Source organism: Acidobacteriota bacterium (assembly GCA_012729555.1).
Lineage (GTDB): Bacteria > Acidobacteriota > UBA6911 > UBA6911 > UBA6911 > UBA6911.
This window is the reverse complement of record JAAYCX010000013.1, coordinates 49,295-65,381: the sequence shown is the minus strand read 5'-3', so window position 1 is coordinate 65,381 and position 16,087 is coordinate 49,295. Positions and strand designations below refer to the sequence as shown.

The 16,087-nt window shown below is 68.3% G+C and carries 15 protein-coding genes; 7 read left to right on the top strand and 8 right to left on the bottom strand.

The window, feature by feature from the left end; genetic code table 11:
* Positions 1 to 124 precede the first annotated feature (124 nt).
* Positions 125 to 1,330 (bottom strand): cation:proton antiporter, encoded by a 1,206-nt coding sequence (locus GXY47_04200; GenBank protein ID NLV30337.1) that lies wholly within the window; start codon positions 1,328 to 1,330, stop codon positions 125 to 127.
* A 254-nt stretch (positions 1,331 to 1,584) separates the two neighbouring features.
* Here GXY47_04200 and GXY47_04195 point away from each other — a divergent pair, with 254 nt between their 5' ends.
* The 3 genes from GXY47_04195 to GXY47_04185 are packed head-to-tail and all read left to right on the top strand — an operon-like array spanning position 1,585 to position 5,682.
* Entirely contained in the window at positions 1,585 to 2,520 is a 936-nt protein-coding gene (locus GXY47_04195; GenBank protein NLV30336.1) for an ExsB family transcriptional regulator, read from the top strand.
* Between the two features lie 57 nt (positions 2,521 to 2,577).
* Complete coding sequence (locus GXY47_04190) at positions 2,578 to 3,264, top strand: porin family protein (GenBank protein ID NLV30335.1); 687 nt, start codon at positions 2,578 to 2,580, stop codon at positions 3,262 to 3,264.
* A 9-nt stretch (positions 3,265 to 3,273) separates the two neighbouring features.
* Positions 3,274 to 5,682: a PAS domain S-box protein gene (locus GXY47_04185; protein NLV30334.1), complete on the top strand. Its 2,409-nt coding sequence runs from the start codon at positions 3,274 to 3,276 to the stop codon at positions 5,680 to 5,682.
* A gap of 33 nt (positions 5,683 to 5,715) precedes the next feature.
* Here the strand turns inward: GXY47_04185 and GXY47_04180 are convergent, their stop codons facing one another.
* From GXY47_04180 to GXY47_04165, 4 genes are all read right to left on the bottom strand, one after another.
* Positions 5,716 to 7,428 (bottom strand): serine hydrolase, encoded by a 1,713-nt coding sequence (locus GXY47_04180; protein ID NLV30333.1) that lies wholly within the window; start codon positions 7,426 to 7,428, stop codon positions 5,716 to 5,718.
* An 88-nt stretch (positions 7,429 to 7,516) separates the two neighbouring features.
* Complete coding sequence (locus GXY47_04175; protein NLV30332.1) at positions 7,517 to 8,203, bottom strand: hypothetical protein; 687 nt, start codon at positions 8,201 to 8,203, stop codon at positions 7,517 to 7,519.
* Positions 8,196 to 9,071 (bottom strand): ABC transporter ATP-binding protein, encoded by an 876-nt coding sequence (locus GXY47_04170; GenBank protein NLV30331.1) that lies wholly within the window; start codon positions 9,069 to 9,071, stop codon positions 8,196 to 8,198. Before GXY47_04170 ends, GXY47_04175 begins: the two co-directional genes overlap by 8 nt.
* Positions 9,072 to 9,094: 23 nt before the next feature.
* Entirely contained in the window at positions 9,095 to 9,469 is a 375-nt protein-coding gene (locus GXY47_04165; GenBank protein ID NLV30330.1) for a GntR family transcriptional regulator, read from the bottom strand.
* Positions 9,470 to 9,633: 164 nt separating this feature from the next.
* Between GXY47_04165 and GXY47_04160 the strand changes: the two genes are divergently transcribed.
* On the top strand, positions 9,634 to 10,938 hold the full coding sequence (locus tag GXY47_04160) for a glycoside hydrolase (GenBank protein NLV30329.1): 1,305 nt from the start codon (positions 9,634 to 9,636) through the stop codon (positions 10,936 to 10,938).
* A gap of 13 nt (positions 10,939 to 10,951) precedes the next feature.
* On the top strand, positions 10,952 to 12,295 hold the full coding sequence (locus GXY47_04155) for an NAD(P)/FAD-dependent oxidoreductase (protein ID NLV30328.1): 1,344 nt from the start codon (positions 10,952 to 10,954) through the stop codon (positions 12,293 to 12,295).
* Positions 12,296 to 12,313: 18 nt separating this feature from the next.
* Here the strand turns inward: GXY47_04155 and GXY47_04150 are convergent, their stop codons facing one another.
* Positions 12,314 to 13,111 carry an aldo/keto reductase gene (locus GXY47_04150; protein NLV30327.1) on the bottom strand — a complete coding sequence of 266 codons (798 nt, stop codon included), beginning with the start codon at positions 13,109 to 13,111 and terminating at the stop codon, positions 12,314 to 12,316.
* Between the two features lie 103 nt (positions 13,112 to 13,214).
* On the opposite strand from GXY47_04150, the gene GXY47_04145 reads away from it, so the two are divergent.
* Both GXY47_04145 and GXY47_04140 read left to right on the top strand, forming a co-directional pair.
* Positions 13,215 to 13,799 (top strand): ATP-binding protein, encoded by a 585-nt coding sequence (locus GXY47_04145; GenBank protein ID NLV30326.1) that lies wholly within the window; start codon positions 13,215 to 13,217, stop codon positions 13,797 to 13,799.
* On the top strand, positions 13,796 to 14,611 hold the full coding sequence (locus GXY47_04140; GenBank protein ID NLV30325.1) for a 4Fe-4S binding protein: 816 nt from the start codon (positions 13,796 to 13,798) through the stop codon (positions 14,609 to 14,611). Before GXY47_04145 ends, GXY47_04140 begins: the two co-directional genes overlap by 4 nt.
* A gap of 6 nt (positions 14,612 to 14,617) precedes the next feature.
* Here the strand turns inward: GXY47_04140 and GXY47_04135 are convergent, their stop codons facing one another.
* Positions 14,618 to 15,103: a peroxiredoxin gene (locus GXY47_04135; GenBank protein ID NLV30324.1), complete on the bottom strand. Its 486-nt coding sequence runs from the start codon at positions 15,101 to 15,103 to the stop codon at positions 14,618 to 14,620.
* Positions 15,104 to 15,217: 114 nt separating this feature from the next.
* Positions 15,218 to 16,003 (bottom strand): PhzF family phenazine biosynthesis protein, encoded by a 786-nt coding sequence (locus GXY47_04130; protein NLV30323.1) that lies wholly within the window; start codon positions 16,001 to 16,003, stop codon positions 15,218 to 15,220.
* Between the last annotated feature and the right edge of the window lie 84 nt (positions 16,004 to 16,087).

The following is a 16,087-nucleotide window of genomic DNA, read 5'->3' as shown; positions in this document are numbered from 1 at the left end:
CTCAGTCGGTGACAGCAGGTTCGGACGGCGTCGCACGTAATCCCGCATGGGCCGTCATCCTCCCTGATTGTACCAGCATGGAGGGGGACAGTCACCACTGTCCCCTTCGGTCCGTCCCCTCCGGTCAGCCTTCGTCGCTGAGCGCTTCCTCCGCGGGTCGGGTCTCCTTTCCCGGAGCCCGCGCCGGGAGCAGGTGCCGGGGGAGAAAGAACAGGCCGGCGATCAGGGTGGGGACGACGGCGCTGGCGATGACGACCGCGACCAGGAAGGAATACTGCTGCCGCGTCACGATCCCATGGGAAAGGCCGTACAGCGCCGAAATGGTTCCGAAGGTCAGCCCCGTCGACATCAGCAGGGTGTAGTACCAGCGTTCGTTCCGTTCCCGCCGGAACCGGGCCACCACCGGGAAGAGGCCGAAAATCTTCGAGAAGACTTTCCCCGCCAGGAGCAGAAGGAACACCAGGGGGGCCGAAACCAGCGCGGGCAGCGAAACGAAGGTTCCGGCGCGCAGGAAGTAGAACGGGGTGAGAAAACCGGCCGTCAGGGTACGGAAGCGGCGCACCCAGAAGGCGTCGGCGCTCGAAAACTCCGCCAGCACCATCCCGACGATGTAGGCCGGGAGCACCGCTTCGCTGCCGGACCAGAGGGCAAGGGCCCCCAGGCCGAACAGGACGAAGAGGATCCATTTCGTGCGGATGGCGGCCGTGCGGTGGGCGTAGGCCCTGGTCAGCCGCTGGCTCATGAAAGGGAGCGCCGCCAGCACCAGCGTGGTGACCCCGATGAAGATGGCGGTTTTATAGGTGAACGGCGCAAAGAGGAGGCCCAGGGCGATCACCGTCCCGAGGTCGTTGATGAAGCACGCGCCCAGGATCCCCTTCCCGTAATCGGTCTTGTTGAAGCCGGTTTCGAGCATGACGGCGTAGACCACGGCCATCGAGGTGGTCGAAAGCGCCACGCCGCAGAGCAGGCTGGCGCTGGGGTCCCAGCCCAGGACGTAATGGGCGAGGGCGGCGCAGCCGAGAAACGGGGCCAGGAAACCGACCATGCCGACGATGGTCACTTCCCTCAGCTTTGTGCGAATGACGTTCGGCTCGAGTTCGGCCCCGGCCAGAAAGGTGAGCAGGACGGCGCCCGAGCCCGCCAGGAAGCGGAGCCATTCCGAGTCCGCCGCCAGGAGGTCGAGTTTGCCGAAGTGGGTCGCGACGGCGGCGACTGCCACGCCGACGCAGATCTCTACCAGGGCGATGGAGATTCGGAGGTGGTTGGCCAGGACGGCCGAAATGACGGCCAGCCCGAGCCAGAATGCGGCGACAGTGAAGATCTGTTCCATGGAGTCCTCCCGTGTGGAAACCATCCGGGCCCTTCCGGCAGGTGTGAACGACCCACCGCCGCAGATGCCTGCGCGGTAGGAGTCATCAGCCGGCCCGGGCGGTTTTGGGGGACTCCATCCCCTGATAACCCCGAAAATGTAGCAGAAAAATCCGGGACGTCCCAGGGGTTTCCCGTTAGAATGGGGACAGTGGTGACTGTCCCCATTCGAAAGGAGCTGCGGTGGAAAAGATCAGGGAAATCAAGGCGGGCACGATGAAGGTGGACAAATTTATCGCGGACAAGGTCCGGGACATCCAACTGGCGGTGGGGGACGGGCTGGCGATCAACGCCCTTTCGGGCGGGGTGGATTCCTCCGTGGTCACGGCGCTCGGGCACCGGGCGCTGGGGGACCGGCTGAAGACGTACTTCATCGACAACGGGCTGATGCGCCAGGGGGAGCCGGCGCGCGTGGCGGCCGAATTCAGGAAACTCGGGATCCGGGTCGAAGTCCTGGACGCCTCGCGCGCTTTTCTCTCCGCGCTGAAGGGGATCACCGACCCCGAGGAGAAGCGTGAGGCCATCACCCAGACTTTCTACAAGAAGGTCTTCGGGCGGCTCGTCGTCAAGAGCAGGGCCAAGTACCTCCTGCAGGGGACGATCCTGACCGACGTGGACGAAACGGTGGCGGGGATCAAGCGCCAGCACAACGTCTTCGCGCAGCTCGGCATCGATCCGCAGAAGGCGTTCGGGTACCAGATCCTGGAACCGCTGATCGAACTGCGCAAGGACGGGGTGCGCAAGGTCGGGCGCGGACTGGGACTCCCCGAGAGCATGTTCGCCCGCATCCCCTTCCCGGGCCCCGCGCTGGCCGCGCGCGTCATCGGCGAGGCGACCCCGGCGCGACTGGCCCTGGTGCGCCGGGCCACGGCCATCCTGGAGGCGGCGCTCAAGGACGTGCCGGCGTTCCAGTACCTGGCCATCCTGCACGAAGACCGGGTGACGGGGATGCGGGACCACAAGCGCGTCTTCGGCAACCAGATCGAAATCCGCTGCTGGGACAGCCTCGACGCGCGCACGGCCCGGCCCACCCGGCTCTCCTACGACCTCCTGGAAGCCGTTGCGAAGAAGATCACCCGGACGATCCCGGAAGTGGTCAGCGTGACCTACAACATCACGTCGAAACCGACCTCCACGATCGAGGCGGTTTAGAGGACGGGGGCGGGCTCGCGCTCCCGGGGGGGGGCGCGGGGCCGCTCCGCGACCATCATGAAGAGGATATGGGCCATCGGGGCGCTCGTGCTCCTGATCGCATCGGGGCAGGCCCCCCCCGCGTCGGCGGGCGATTTCGCCCGGTTCGAGCTGCAGCCCCTGGCCGGCGTGGTCGCGAGCGGCTCCGTCCCCCTCACCTCCAGGGACGGAGAGCGCGTCGGGACCTTTGCGGTCGACAGTTCCGCGAGCGCCGGGGCGTCCCTGACCGTTTACCTCAACGAGCTGGACGCCGTCGAGGGGCTCTGGAAACGGCAGTTCACCCGCGGAACACTCCTGGAGGCTCCCGCGGCCCCGGAGCCGGACGAGGCGACCGTACCCGCCTCGGGCGCGCTCTCCATTGATCAGCTCCACTGCAATTTCCTGCACCATTACCGCCTCCCCGACCCCAGGGTCCGTCCCTACGTGACGGGGGGCCTCGGGGTGACGACCTACCGGGGCGCGCGCGGGCTCTGGAAGGACTCCGCCTCGCATTTCTCCTTCGCCATCGGCGGCGGGGTGAAATATTTCCCGTCGCGGCGGTTCGGCATCCGGGGGGAGGCGCGCTGGAGCCCGACGCTTCTCTCGGCCTCCGACAGTGACTTCTGGTGCCGCGTCGGCGGGGCGGGGACGGCGTGCCGCGTGAGGCTCCGGGCCGTGCTCCAGCATCAGCTGGATCTTGCGGGAGGGTTCATCCTGCGTTTTTAGGGGGCCAGCATGTCCGGGAAACCATCGCTTGAGGAGCTGCAGGAAAAGATCCGCCGTCTCGAAGGGGAGGCAGAGGAGCGCGGCCGGGCCCTTCGGGAGGCGCTCGCCGGCGAACTCCGGCTGCGCACCCTTATCGAGATGGCGGTGGACGGAATCCTCCAGGGGTCTTCCGAGGGTGTCATCACCGACGCCAACACGAGTGCGCAGCAGATTTTCGGGGTCACGAGAGCAGAGCTGATCGGAAGGCATATCGGCGAGCTTTTCCCGCCCCGGTCCCTGGCGGCGCACCCCCTGCGCTTCGACCTGCTCGCCGCGGGGGGCGTCGTCGTGACCGAGCGGGAGGTGGAGCGGCCGGACGGGGAGCGGGCGTTCGTGGAGATGCACAGCCGCAGGATGCCCGACGGGAGCTATCACTCCATCATCCGCGACATCAGCGGACGCAAGAAGGCGGAGGCGCTGCTCGAGGAATCGGTCGCCCGGAGGGTGCGGGAGCAGGAATTTTCCCAGCTCCTCCTCGACACCACGCCCGCCTTCATCGTGGCGATCGGCTTCGACGGCAGGACCCGCATGATGAACCGGGCGCTGCTGGACGCGCTGGGGTACACGCCCGCGGAGATCCGGGGGGCCGATTACCTCGAGACTTTCGTGCCCCCGGAGGAGAGGAAGGAACTGCGGGCGGTCTTCGACCGCCTCATCCGGGAAGGAATCTCCACGGTCAACGAAAACCGCATCGTCGGCCGTTCGGGGCAGTCGCGTCTCGTCGAGTGGCAGGGGCGGACCGTGGTGGAGGAAGGGAAGAACGCCGGTTTCTTTGTCGGCGTCGGCATCGACATCACCAGGAGGAAGGAGGCCGAGAGCGAGCTCCGGCACCGGGAGTACGTGCTCAACCGGATCTTCGACGTGCTCCCCATCGGGTTGTGGTTCGCCGACCGCGACGGCACGCTGCTGCGCGGCAACCCGGCCGGGGTGAGGATCTGGGGCGCCGAACCTACCGTTCCCCTCGACGGCTACGGCATCTTCAAGGCCCGGCGCCTCCCCTCGGGGGAGGAGGTCGGCCCCGACGACTGGGCCCTGGTCCGCACCATCAGGGAAGGGGTCACGATCAAGGACGAACTGCTCGAAATCGACGCCTTCGACGGCCGGAAGCGCGTCATCTACAACTACACCACCCCCATCCTGGACGACGGCGGGAGCGTGCTCGGCGCCATCGTCGTCAACAACGACGTCACCGAGCAGAAGCGGGCTGAGGCGGAGCGCGAGAAACTGAAGGAGCAGCTGGTCCAGGCCCAGAAGATGGAGTCGATCGGCCGCCTGGCGGGGGGGGTGGCGCACGATTTCAACAACATGCTGGGGGTGATCCTGGGGCACGCGGAGATGGCGATGAACGCCGTGGAAACGGGCGGCGAGCTCCACTCCGGGCTGCTCGAAATCCGCCGGGCGGCCGAGCGGTCGGCCGACCTCACGCGCCAGCTCCTGGCGTTCGCGCGCCGGCAGACCATAAACCCGCGCGTGCTGGACCTGAACGGGACCGTGGAGGGGATGCTGAAGATGCTGCGGCGCCTCATCGGGGAGGAGATCGAGCTTTCCTGGCTCCCCGGGAGGGGCCTGTGGCCGGTCCGGATGGACGCCTCGCAGATTCACCAGATCCTGGCCAACCTCTGCGTCAACGCCCGCGACGCCATCGCCGGGGTCGGCAGCATCGGGATCGAGACTTCGACCGTGACGCTCGACGAGGCCGACTGCATCGGGAACGCGGACTGCGTCCCCGGCGATTACGTGCTGCTCGCGGTCCGGGACGACGGGTGCGGCATGGACGGGGAGACGATGGCCAAGCTCTTCGAGCCGTTCTTTACCACCAAGGCGCTGGGGCAGGGAACCGGGCTGGGCCTGTCGACCGTCTACGGCATTGTCACGCAGAACCGGGGCTTCGTCCGCGTCGAGAGCGCACCCGGGGCGGGAACGACCCTCTGCGTCTATCTGCCCAGGCACGAGGGGAGCGCTGAAACCGCCCCGGTGGAAATCCAGGCGCGGGCCGCCAGGCCGGGGAGCGGGACGATCCTGGTGGTGGAGGACGAGAGCGCGATCCTCGAAATGTGCCGGCGGATGCTCGGGCGGGCGGGCTACCGGGTGCTGGCCGCGTCCACCCCGGGCGAGGCCCTCGCCCTGGCCGGGGCGCACGCCGGGGAGATCCACCTCCTGCTGACCGACCTGGTGATGCCCGAGATGAACGGGCTGGACCTAGCCGCCCGCCTGCAGGCGTCCCACCCCGGTCTCCGGCTCCTCTTCATGTCGGGCTATACGCCCGACGCGGCAGCCCACCAGCGCGGCCTCCCGCCGGGCGCCCACTTTCTCCAGAAGCCCTTCGCGATGAACACCCTGGCGGAGCAGGTGCGCCGCGCCCTCGAAAAATCGGGTTGACAATGGGGACAGTGATGACCGTCCCCCTGAACGTCATTCCAGGCGCGGGGCGCGGATGTCGCGGCCGTTCTGGCGCAGGACGACGGCCGGGGCCGGCCCCGGCCCTTCCGTTTCGAAGGTGATCTGGGCGTCGGTGACCTTGAGGAAGAAGACCCTCTCGCTCGCGGGATAGACCTCGATCTTCTGCTGGCCCGTCAGCTGGGTCCAGAGCCGGTCCCCCTCGCGCGTTACGGTGAAGATCGCCCCTTCGGCTACCCGGTACCGGCCCACGTAACGGTCGAGGAGGGCCGGGTCGATCCTCACCTCGCGCCGGCCGAACCACTCCTCGACACTGCCCTCCCCCTCGATCCTGCCGGCGAACTGGTCGCGCCCCAACTGGCGGAGCACCAATCCCTTTACCCGGCCCTGGTCATCCTTACGGAAAAAGACCTGGGCTTCGGTGACCTTCAAAAAGAAATCGGTCTCCCCTTCCGGGTGGATCTCGAATGCCGGCTGGCCCGTCAGCTGGGCCGAAAGCTGCCCCCCCTGCCGGGTGACGGTCACGAAGACCCCGGGAACAAACTGGTATTTCCCGACATAACGCTCCAGTACTTCCGGGGTGAGAGCGATCGCCCGGTGCTCGGGGGGTGGGGCGACCAGGGGCGAGTCGTGGGGCAGAAGCTTGGACGAGGGGTCGAGGAGGTGGAAGCCTATGTCGTCCACCCCGGCGGGAGTGCTGACGCTCGCGAGCACCACGACCCCCGTTTTCGCCTTGGGGTCGAAGCCGGCGAAGGCTCGGTAGCCGCCTGTCCCCCCGTTGTGCCAGACGATTTCCGACCCCGCCCTGGGCTGCATCAGCCAGCCCAGGCCGATCTCCATCCCGGGATTCGACGGAGTCCTTTTGCCCAGCGCCGTCCCGATGGCCGGGGCGAGGGCGGAATCGGCGTAACCCAGGTGGGCGGCCAGAAAGGAGAGCATGTCATTGGCCGTCGAGCGCAGGGCGCCGGCCCCCGCAAGCGCGGGGAGGTCCCAGTTGGGCGTCGGCTGGAAGCGGTCGTTGTGCCCCGGGGCCAGCCTCGATTTCAGCTCGGGGCTGAGCGTGATGGCGCTGCTCTTCATCCCGAGCGGGTCGAGGATCCGTTCCCGCACGAGGGCCTCGTAGTCCTTGCCGGCGGCAAGGGAGAGCGCGTGCCCGAGCAGCCCCACCCCGAGGTTGGAATATTCGAACTCCGCCCCGATCTCGCGGGGGAGCGCGTAGCCGGAGAGAAACTCGTACAGCTGTGCCACGGTGTAATCGGCATAGGGATTGAGCGGGTTCTTGGCGGCGTCCAGGTTGGAGGGGAGACGCGGCAGTCCGGACCGGTGCCGGGCGAGATCTTCGAGCGTGACGGCGCGCTCCCCCCGCCCGGGCATCTTCACGGCCGGCGGGAGGTATTTGGCCACCGGGTCGGAGAGCGCGACTTCGCCGCGCCGGGCCATGTCGGCCAGCAGCAGGGCTGTAAAAACCTTGGTGGTGGAGCCGATCTCGAACACCGTGTCCCCGTCGACCGCCCGGCCTTCGCCCATGCTGCCATGGGCCACGATCCTGCGCCCCGAGGGTTCGATGACGCCCACCACGATGCCGATGCGCTCCGCCCGGGCCCCCAGCCGCCCGGCGAGGATCTTGCGGATCTCTCCGTCGGAGGGGACCGGGGAGGCGGGCTGCGCCGCGGCGGGCGTTGCTGCCGCCAGCAGGGCGGCCAGGGACAATATCAGAGTGACCTTCATAAGCGTCCTTTTGTTGGGGGGGGACAGTCACCACTGTCCCCCCGCTCGAAAAAGCGGGTTGAGAAAGGGGACAGTGGTGACTGTCCCCCTACATCGGCCAGGCGGACTCCTCGAGGTAGGAGCGGCGCCGCTGGTAGGCATGGACATCGAGAGCGAGGACCAGGAGGCCCGCGATCAGGAGGAATACCGAGCCGGGAAGCGACTGGGTGATCCGGGTGAGAAGCAGGATCTTGTTGGCTCCGGGCATGGGAACGGTCGCCATGTACAGGATGGGGCCAGCGATCGAGGCGGCGGCGATCAGGAGCGGCTGGACCACCCACTTCTGGAGGTCCCTGGCCTTTTTGGTTTCCCGGGCTCCGAAGTAAACATCGGTCGACAGGCTCATCATTCCCGCGAAGAGGAACATGCACCCGATCCTGGTCAGGAGCCAGGCGGCGTAATCGGGGCCGAGGTCCCCGCGCCGGCTGATCAGGGAACTGGCGGCCAAAAGCGCCATCCAGGTGCTCCACCCGACCACCAGCCCGTACAGGCGGTACAGCCCCAGGGTCCTCGCGGGGAGCGGCAGGGCGGACAGCATCCGGATCCTCCGGGTCTTCGCCGATTCCGAGGTGACCAGGATGCCCAGAAATATGGCCATGAAGAACATGGCCGTGGCGATCGCTTCCTCCATCCCCCCCCAAATGGAGTTGGCCGCAACCATGGCCAGGACGACGGGCCACTGGATGAAGTTTGCGACCCGGTTGTACTCCGAATCGGCCTGGATGAGTCTACGCATTCTCCCCTCCCTTGAGTATCTGGATGGCAATCTCTTCGATGCCCATGTTCGTCTCCCGGATGTTTTCCGCGCCGAGTTCCCGGAGCTGACGCCGTGTCGAGTCCGCATCGGACGAGACGACCTGGTGGTCCATCCCCTCCCTGCGGTGGCTCACCACCGATGGGAGCCTCACCTCGCCGTCGCCGTGGCGGAAGGTGATCCTGCGCCAGCGCTCGAGCAGGTCCTCCTTGCGGGCGCGCAGGCGCAGGCGCCCCTCGTCGAGGAAGGCCAGGTCGTCGGCGAGGCGGCTGATTTCGGAAAGGATGTGGGTGGCGTAGAGGATGGCGCGGTCCCCGGTTTCCAGGGTCTCGAAGAGCACCTCCAGCAGTTCGGCCCGCACGACCGGGTCCATTCCCGAGGTCGGTTCGTCCAGCAGGAGCAACCGGGGGGAGCGGGCCAGGGCCATGACGAGCGACAGCTTGACCCGGTTCCCGGTCGACAGGTCTTTGGCCCGCTTCTCGAGGGGGAGCCGCAATCGCCCGGCAAGCTCGGCCGCCCGCTCCTGCGACCAGCCGGGATAGAACTGCGCCACGAATTCGAGGTTGCGGGCCGCGGTCCAGCGTTCCCAGAAAACCTGGAGATCGCCGACATACCCGATGTCCAGTTTCCAGTCCGGGCGGTTCGGGTCGTTGGGGCGCCCGAGGATCCGCGTTTCGCCCGCATCCGCGCGCAGCAGCCCGACCAGGCACTGAAGAAAGGTGGTCTTGCCCGCCCCGTTGGGGCCGACCAGCCCGAGCACGGTGCCCGGCTCCAGGTCGAGATCCAGGGGGCCGAGCGTGAAATCCCGGAACTGTTTGGTTAGGGAACGGCATTGAAGCGCTTTTTCCATAGTGTCCTCTTTGGAATCGGGGATCAAACCTCGCGCAGGATGGTGCCGATGACGGCCTGGATGGCCTCTTTGTCCAGACCTTCGGCAAGGGCTTCCCGGATCACCGGCTGGACCGACTCCCGCAGCTTTTCCGCGGCCAGGTCCCTCCTGCGGTCCCGGGTGAATTCGCTGACGAAAAACCCCTTCCCGCGCCGGGAGTGGATCAGCCCCTCGCGCTCGAGGCTCTCGTACGCCCGCTGCACCGTGATGACGCTGATGCGCTGGTCGCTGGCCATCTTCCTGATCGAGGGGAGGTCGGCGCCCGCGCCCAGGTTGCCGGCGAGGATGTGTGCCCTGATCTGCCGGACAATCTGCGCCTGCAGCGGTTCGCTGGAGAGATCGGTCAAGTCGAGGAGCATATCCCCCCCATGGGAAGAATCGGTTTACCCGGAGGGCCGCGAACCTCACGGCCCCCATAAATGCTCTTACTGTATATAGACAATAAGTACAGTGAGGGGATTTGTCAAGGGGAAAAATCGGGGAGGGGGACAGTGGTGACTGTCCCCATGTTAAAATACCAACCATGAAAAAATCGATCTGCTCCGCAATCCTGATTCTCCTCCTCGCCGGCGGCGCGGCCTGGAGTGTCGATGAAGAGTGCGCCCAGGACGTCTCGGACCCCCGCGGAAAGATGAAGCCGTGGGAGAAGGGGGCGCGGGAAACCGGGAAATACCGCAACGTCTTCCGCGAAGCGGGCTATTCCCAGGCCGCCATCGACGTCAAGCTCGCCAAGGCGTACTACGACCTCTTCCTGGGGCAGAACCGGGTCTACTTCGCGGTCGGCGACGACATGGCCTACATCTCCGACCTGAAAAACCACGACGCCCGCACCGAGGGGCTCTCCTACGGCATGATGGTGGCGGTGCAGCTCGACAGGAAGGAGGTGTTCGACCGGCTCTGGCGCTGGACGAAGAAGTACATGCAGCACCAGGGGGGGCCGCGGGACGCCTATTTCGCCTGGAGCGTGGAGCCGAAGACGGGGAAGCACAATTCGGAAGGCTCGGCCTCGGACGGGGAGCTCTACTTCGTCACGGCGCTCCTGTTCGCCTCCAACCGCTGGGGGAACGAGACCGGGATCGACTACTACGGGGAGGCGCGCCGCATCCTCGACGCCATGTGGAGCAAGGACGGGACCGACGGGATCACGCACGTGATCCACACCGGGCACAAGCTGATCACCTTCGTCCCCGACAGGTCGGGCTACCACTTCACCGACCCCTCCTACCACCTGCCGGCGTTTTACGAGGTCTGGGCCGAGTACGCGCGCGACGGGCACGAGGAGTTCTACCGCGAGTGCGCCGTGGAGGCGCGCCGCTACCTGCACCGTGCCATCCACCCCGAGACCGGGCTGAACACCGACACCACCGACTACAGCGGCAAGCCGCTCGAGAACCGCTGGTTCCCCGGCGCCTTCCGCTACGATTCCTGGCGGGTGCCGATGAACATCGCCATGGACTATTCCTGGTACGCGAAAGACGTCGAGTGGCAGCGGGACTACGCCCGCCGCATCCAGAACTTCCTCTTCTGCCGCGGGATCGACACCTTCGAGGACCAGTTCAACATCGACGGCACGCTGCCCGAATGGATCCTGCAGGCCGGGGGGTACCGCAAGCTGCGCCACTCGCTCGGGCTGGTGGCGACCTCGGCCGCCGCGTCGATCATGGGGACCCAGGCCAAGAGCTGGAAGTTCGTCGACGCGGTCTGGAACGCGAAGCTCGAGCCGTACGACGACGGTTATTTCGACCCCTATTACGACGGGCTGCTCTACCTGTTCAGCCTGATGCACCTGAGCGGCAATTACCGCGTCATCACTCCCGGGATGAACTGACCGCGGGGGAGCCATGAGCCATGCGGGAAGCGCGGACGCCGACGTTCTCGTGATCGGCGGGGGCGCGGCGGGGATGATGGCCTCCTCGGCCGCCGCCCGGGCGGGGGCCCGGGTGCTGCTCGTCGAGAAGACCGGCCGCTGCGGCCGGAAGATCCTCGTGAGCGGCAAGGGGCGGTGCAACCTCACCAACGCCGCCGAACTCCGCGACTTCATCGCCATGTACGGGCTGAACGGCCGCTTCCTCCACTCCGCCTTTTCCCGCTTCTTCCGCCCGGAGTTGCTCGCGTTCCTCCGGAGCCGCGGCCTGGAAACCCGGACGGAGCGCGGGGGCCGCATCTTCCCCGCCTCCGGGGACGCGCGCGACGTGGTGCGCCTCTTCGAACGGGAGCTGGCTGCCGCCGGGGTGCGCGTGCTCCGCCACGCCCCCGTCTCCTCCCTGGTGCCGCGCGACGGGGGAGGGTTCCGGGTGGAGAGCGGGCAGGGGCGCTTCGCGGCCGCAACCGTGGTCCTGGCGGCCGGCGGGGCTTCCTGGCCCGAAACCGGCTCGGCCGGGGATGGCTTTACCCTGGCCGCCGCGCTCGGCCACGCCGTCGTCCGGCCCCGTCCGGCCCTGGTCCCCCTGGTCGTGCGGGAGCGGGCCCTGGCCCGTTCCCTGGGCGGGGTCGACCTCCGCAACGTGCGCGCCGCGGCTTTCGCCCGGGAGGCGGCCGAGGTCGACGGCGCTTCCATCCCCGCCCGCGACTACGGGCGCGGGGAGAGGAAGCAACCCCGGCCGCCCCTCGTCGAGAGCCGCTTCGGGGAGCTGGGCTTCACCCCGTTCGGCCTGGGGGGCCCCGTCATCCTGATGATGAGCCTCGCCGTCGTCGACGCCCTCGCCTCCGGCCCGGTCTCCATCCTGATCGACCTCAAGCCCGCGCTTTCCCGGGAGCAGCTGCGCCGGCGGCTGCAGGCGGACCTCGACCTTCGTGGCGGGCGGAGCCTCCTCTCGATCTGGAAGGAGTACCTGCCGCTCCGGGCGGCCCGTCCGCTCCTCGAGCTGGCGGGGCTCGACGGGAGCGCGCCGGCCCGCGGGATCGGCGCCGCAGGGCGGGAGCGGCTGATCGGCCTGCTCAAGGCCCTCCCCTTCAACGTGGAGCGTCCGCTCCCGCTCGCCCGGGCGATCGTGACGGCCGGGGGAGTCGCCCTGGATGAAATCGACCCGCGTACCCTCGAGTCGCGGAAGGCGCCCGGGCTCTTCCTGGCCGGGGAGGTGATCGATCTCGACGCCGACACCGGCGGCTATAACCTGCAGGCCGCCTTCTCCACGGGCCACGTGGCGGGGGAGAACGCCGCCCGCGGCGCCCTTTCCTCCGGCTGAGCCCCCGGCCGGGCCCGATCAGCGGCGGCCGTAGAGGTGGTCCCCGATCCGGCGCATCCGGTCGAGTTCCTCCCCCGTCATCGGTCCCTGGTCGAGGACCGCCAGGTTCCGCCTCATCTCCTGCCGGGTCCGCGGGGCGCTCATGCAGACATCGACGGCGGGGTGGGAGAGGACGAAGCGGTAGCACTCGGCGGCGGTGGGGGGCGCCTGCCCCGGGGGCATCCCTTTCGCACGGAGGAGCTTCCCCCAGGCCGTGGCGGTGAAAGCGACCGTCCCCGGCCGGCCCCCGTCCGGGAGGGAGGGGAAGATGTCGGTCTCGGCCCCGCGGTGCACGGCGCTATAGCGCAGGTGCAGGACGCCGACCCGTTCGTCCCCCGCCAGCGACGCAAACATCCTCCGGTGGTGGCCGCTCACGCCGATGGAGCGCACCAGACCCTTGTCCCGCAGCTTCAGGGCGCCTTCGAGCAGGCGCTCCGAGGGGGGCCGGGGGAAATACCCGAGGACCAGCACGTCGGCGTATCCGGTCCGCGCCTCCCGCAGCCCCTTCATGAGGAAGCGCTCGGTCAGGAAGTTCCAGTGGGCGTAGGTGAACATGGCGAGCACCAGGCGGTGGCGCTCCCCTTTCCCGGCGATGTTGCGGATCGCCTCCCGCATCCCGGGGGAAAACCCCTTGATGACGGTGCCCCAGGTGAAGTAGTTGCAGCCGCGTTCGAACGCTTCCTCGATGGCGGCCGCCGGGGCGTGGTACCCGCTCCCGATGCCGAGCCGCCCGACCCTGAACCCCGTCCGTCCCAGGACGGTATCCTGATGGAACATGGTGCCTCCGCCCCCCTCCCCGGCCGCGCGCCCCCACCCACATCGGGCTGTCGGGGGAGCGCGGCCGATGTTATGTTAAAACATCGACGGGGAGCGCGGGTACATGATTTCGAGCGTGGAGCTGTGCATCAACCATTCGGTGAAGGTGGCGAAACTGGGGATCGACCGGCCGGTCATCCGTTTCGAGCCGGGCTACAACGTCCTCATCGGGCCCAACGGGGCGGGCAAGTCGACGGTGCTGCGCGCCGTCGCCCGCTGCCCCTTCTGCACCCTGGAGGGGAGCGGCCGGGAGGGGCTGAAATACATCTCCACCGAATCGCTCAATCCCAACATGGGCGGGGTCTTCGACGGCTGGGAGCAGATGGTCCAGGGGATCCGTGCGCTCTTTCTGTCGCATGGCCAGGGGGTGGCCGACGGGCTCCTGAACCAGGCGCACGGCGGGGAGACGGCGGTCCTCATCGACAGCCCCGAGACGGGGCAGGACCAGGAGAGCGCGGGGATGATCTACCGGGGGCTCCGGAAGATGGCCGAACGGTACCAGGTCATCATCGCCAGCAACAGCCTCGTGTTCATGCAGGGGGGGCACCTCGTCGACCTCGGGCGGGACACCCTCCCGCGCCTCGTCGCATCGACCCGGGAGCTGACGGAAAACTTCGGCGCAATGCAACCTCAGCGGGAGGAACCGTGAACCTACGCTCCATACGCCTCGTCTGTTTTTCCCCCACCGGGGGGACCCGCAGGGTGCTCGAACAGATCGCCGCGGGGACCGGCGTGGAGAGGGTGACCCGCCTGGACGTTACCCTCCCCGGAGCCCCGGCCGGTTTCGGGGAGGCGGGGGGAGACGACCTGCTGCTCCTCGGCGCGCCCGTCTACGCCGGGCGGGTGCCCGAAATCGCCATGGAGAGATTCGCGGGTCTGCGCTCGCGGGGGGGGCCGGCGGTGCTGGTCGCCGTCTACGGCAACCGGGCTATCGAGGACGCGCTCCAGGAACTGTCCGCCCTGGCCCGCGCCGCAGGGTGCGTGCCCGTCGCCGGGGCCTCCTTTATCGCCGAGCACTCCTATTCGACCGGGAAGGGCCCCATCGCCGCCGGGCGGCCCGACGACAAGGATCTCGAGCGCGCCCGGGAGTTCGGGCGCGAGATCTCCCTTCGCCTGCGGGGGGCGGAAAGAGTCCGGGACCTGCGGGAGCCGGACCTGCCGGGGAGCCCGGAACTCAGGGAACGCCCGGTTTTCCCGGTCATGGGGCCGGTGACCGACCCCGACAGGTGCACCGCCTGCGGCGCCTGCGAACAGCTCTGTCCCACCGGTTCGATCACCACCCGCGCGATCTCGGAAACGGACGAGGCCGGCTGCATCCTCTGCGCCGCCTGCGTGAAGGGGTGCGCCTTCGGCGCCCGCGCGCTCAAGGGCCCCTTCATCAGCAAAATCCGGGAGTGGCTCGGCGAGAACGCCGCGGAGCGCCGGGAGCCGGAGACCTTCATGGCGTCCCGGCGCCGTTGAGCCCCGCTATGTCTTCTGCAGCTCTTCCAGCTTGCGGGCCACCCGTTCGGCGTCGAGCACCGGGTCGACGTCCCTGTCGATGGCGCGGATCACGAGGTCCGGGCCGATGATGAAGGTCCACCGTTTCGACATCCCGAGGGCCGGCATCTTCGTGCCGTAGGCCTTGATCGCGTCGAGGCCGGGATCGGCCAGCAGGGTGAAGTTGAGGCGGTGCTTCTCCTTGAACTTCCTGAGGGCCTCCACCCCGTCGGCGCTCACCCCGAAGAGTTCCGCCCCCCGCGCGCGGATCCGATCGAGGTTGTCGCGGAAGGCGCACGCCTGCTTGGTGCAGCCGGGCGTGTCGGCCTTGGGATAGAAATAGAGCACCGTCCAGAGCCCTTTGCGTGCGGCGAGGTCGAACTCCTTCCCCGCGTCGGTCCGGAGCTTCACCGCCGGCGCCGCGTCCCCCACCTTCAGGTCGGAAGCGGGAGCGCTCCCCCCAAAGCCCAGCATCAGTATGGCCATGGCCGTCGTCCTTTTCATAGGAGGTCCTCCTCGAGGTGTTCTGCCCGCTTGTATAAGATCGCGATCGGACGGACACAAATCCCGGGACCTCCCGGGGGAGGCCTACAGGCGGATGGTCCCCTCCAGGTAGAGCGCGGCACGCCCGGAGATGGCCACCCGCCCCCCCCGGTTTTCGCAGAAGAGTTCCCCCCCGCGGCGGGACACCTGGAAGGCGTGGAGGCTGCCCTTTCCCAGCTTTGCGGCCCAGTAGGGGATCAGGACGCAGTGGGCGGAGCCGGTGACCGGGTCCTCGGGGATTCCCACCCGGGGGGCGAAGAAGCGGGATACGAAATCGCAGCGATCGCCCCGCGCGGTGACGATCACGCCGCGGCAGGGGAGCCGGCCCAGGGCCGCGATGTCGGGATCGAGGCGCCGAACCGTTTGTTCCGAGTCCAGAACCGCCAGCAGGTCCTCGGCGGAGGTGTGCGCCTCGAGGGGCAGGAGGCCCAGGGCCGCTTCGAGGTCCCGCGCCCCGATCGCGCCGAGCACGGGGCGCGCCGGGAAGTCCAGCGCCAGGAGATCCCCCTCCCTGCGGACGGTGAGCCGGCCGCTGTGGCGCGTGGTGAAGCGGACGGCGGGCTCCTTGACCCCCCGGCGGCTGAAGAGGACGAAGGCGGCCGCGAGCGTCGCGTGGCCGCACAGGGCCACCTCGGTAGTCGGCGAGAACCAGCGCAGTTCCCAGCCCCCGCCGTCCGGGAGCAGGAAGGCCGTTTCGGGCAGGTTGTTTTCGGCCGCGATCGCCTGCAGGTCGGCGTCGCCGGGCCAGCGCTCGAGGATGCAGACCCCCGCGGGGTTGCCCGCGAAGACCCGGGAGGTGAAGGCGTCGACGTGGTAAAAGGGGATGTGCATCGTTTCCTCCGGGAGGCCAACCCGCACCCCTGACCGGATACGGGGCCCGGGCCGATTCATTCCACCGGACAGACCGGATCCAAT

Excerpts from the sequence above, each read along its gene's own strand:
- GXY47_04165 (NLV30330.1), bottom strand. The coding sequence starts at position 9,469 with ATGCTCCTCGACTTGACCGATCTCTCCAGCGAACCGCTGCAGGCGCAG.
- GXY47_04155 (NLV30328.1), top strand. The coding sequence starts at position 10,952 with ATGAGCCATGCGGGAAGCGCGGACGCCGACGTTCTCGTGATCGGCGGG.
- GXY47_04195 (NLV30336.1), top strand. The coding sequence starts at position 1,585 with ATGAAGGTGGACAAATTTATCGCGGACAAGGTCCGGGACATCCAACTG.
- GXY47_04160 (NLV30329.1), top strand. The coding sequence starts at position 9,634 with ATGAAAAAATCGATCTGCTCCGCAATCCTGATTCTCCTCCTCGCCGGC.
- GXY47_04180 (NLV30333.1), bottom strand. The coding sequence starts at position 7,428 with ATGAAGGTCACTCTGATATTGTCCCTGGCCGCCCTGCTGGCGGCAGCA.
- GXY47_04200 (NLV30337.1), bottom strand. The coding sequence starts at position 1,330 with ATGGAACAGATCTTCACTGTCGCCGCATTCTGGCTCGGGCTGGCCGTC.
- GXY47_04170 (NLV30331.1), bottom strand. The coding sequence starts at position 9,071 with ATGGAAAAAGCGCTTCAATGCCGTTCCCTAACCAAACAGTTCCGGGAT.
- GXY47_04145 (NLV30326.1), top strand. The coding sequence starts at position 13,215 with ATGATTTCGAGCGTGGAGCTGTGCATCAACCATTCGGTGAAGGTGGCG.
- GXY47_04150 (NLV30327.1), bottom strand. The coding sequence starts at position 13,111 with ATGTTCCATCAGGATACCGTCCTGGGACGGACGGGGTTCAGGGTCGGG.
- GXY47_04135 (NLV30324.1), bottom strand. The coding sequence starts at position 15,103 with ATGCTGGGCTTTGGGGGGAGCGCTCCCGCTTCCGACCTGAAGGTGGGG.
- GXY47_04175 (NLV30332.1), bottom strand. The coding sequence starts at position 8,203 with ATGCGTAGACTCATCCAGGCCGATTCGGAGTACAACCGGGTCGCAAAC.
- GXY47_04130 (NLV30323.1), bottom strand. The coding sequence starts at position 16,003 with ATGCACATCCCCTTTTACCACGTCGACGCCTTCACCTCCCGGGTCTTC.
- GXY47_04185 (NLV30334.1), top strand. The coding sequence starts at position 3,274 with ATGTCCGGGAAACCATCGCTTGAGGAGCTGCAGGAAAAGATCCGCCGT.
- GXY47_04190 (NLV30335.1), top strand. The coding sequence starts at position 2,578 with ATGAAGAGGATATGGGCCATCGGGGCGCTCGTGCTCCTGATCGCATCG.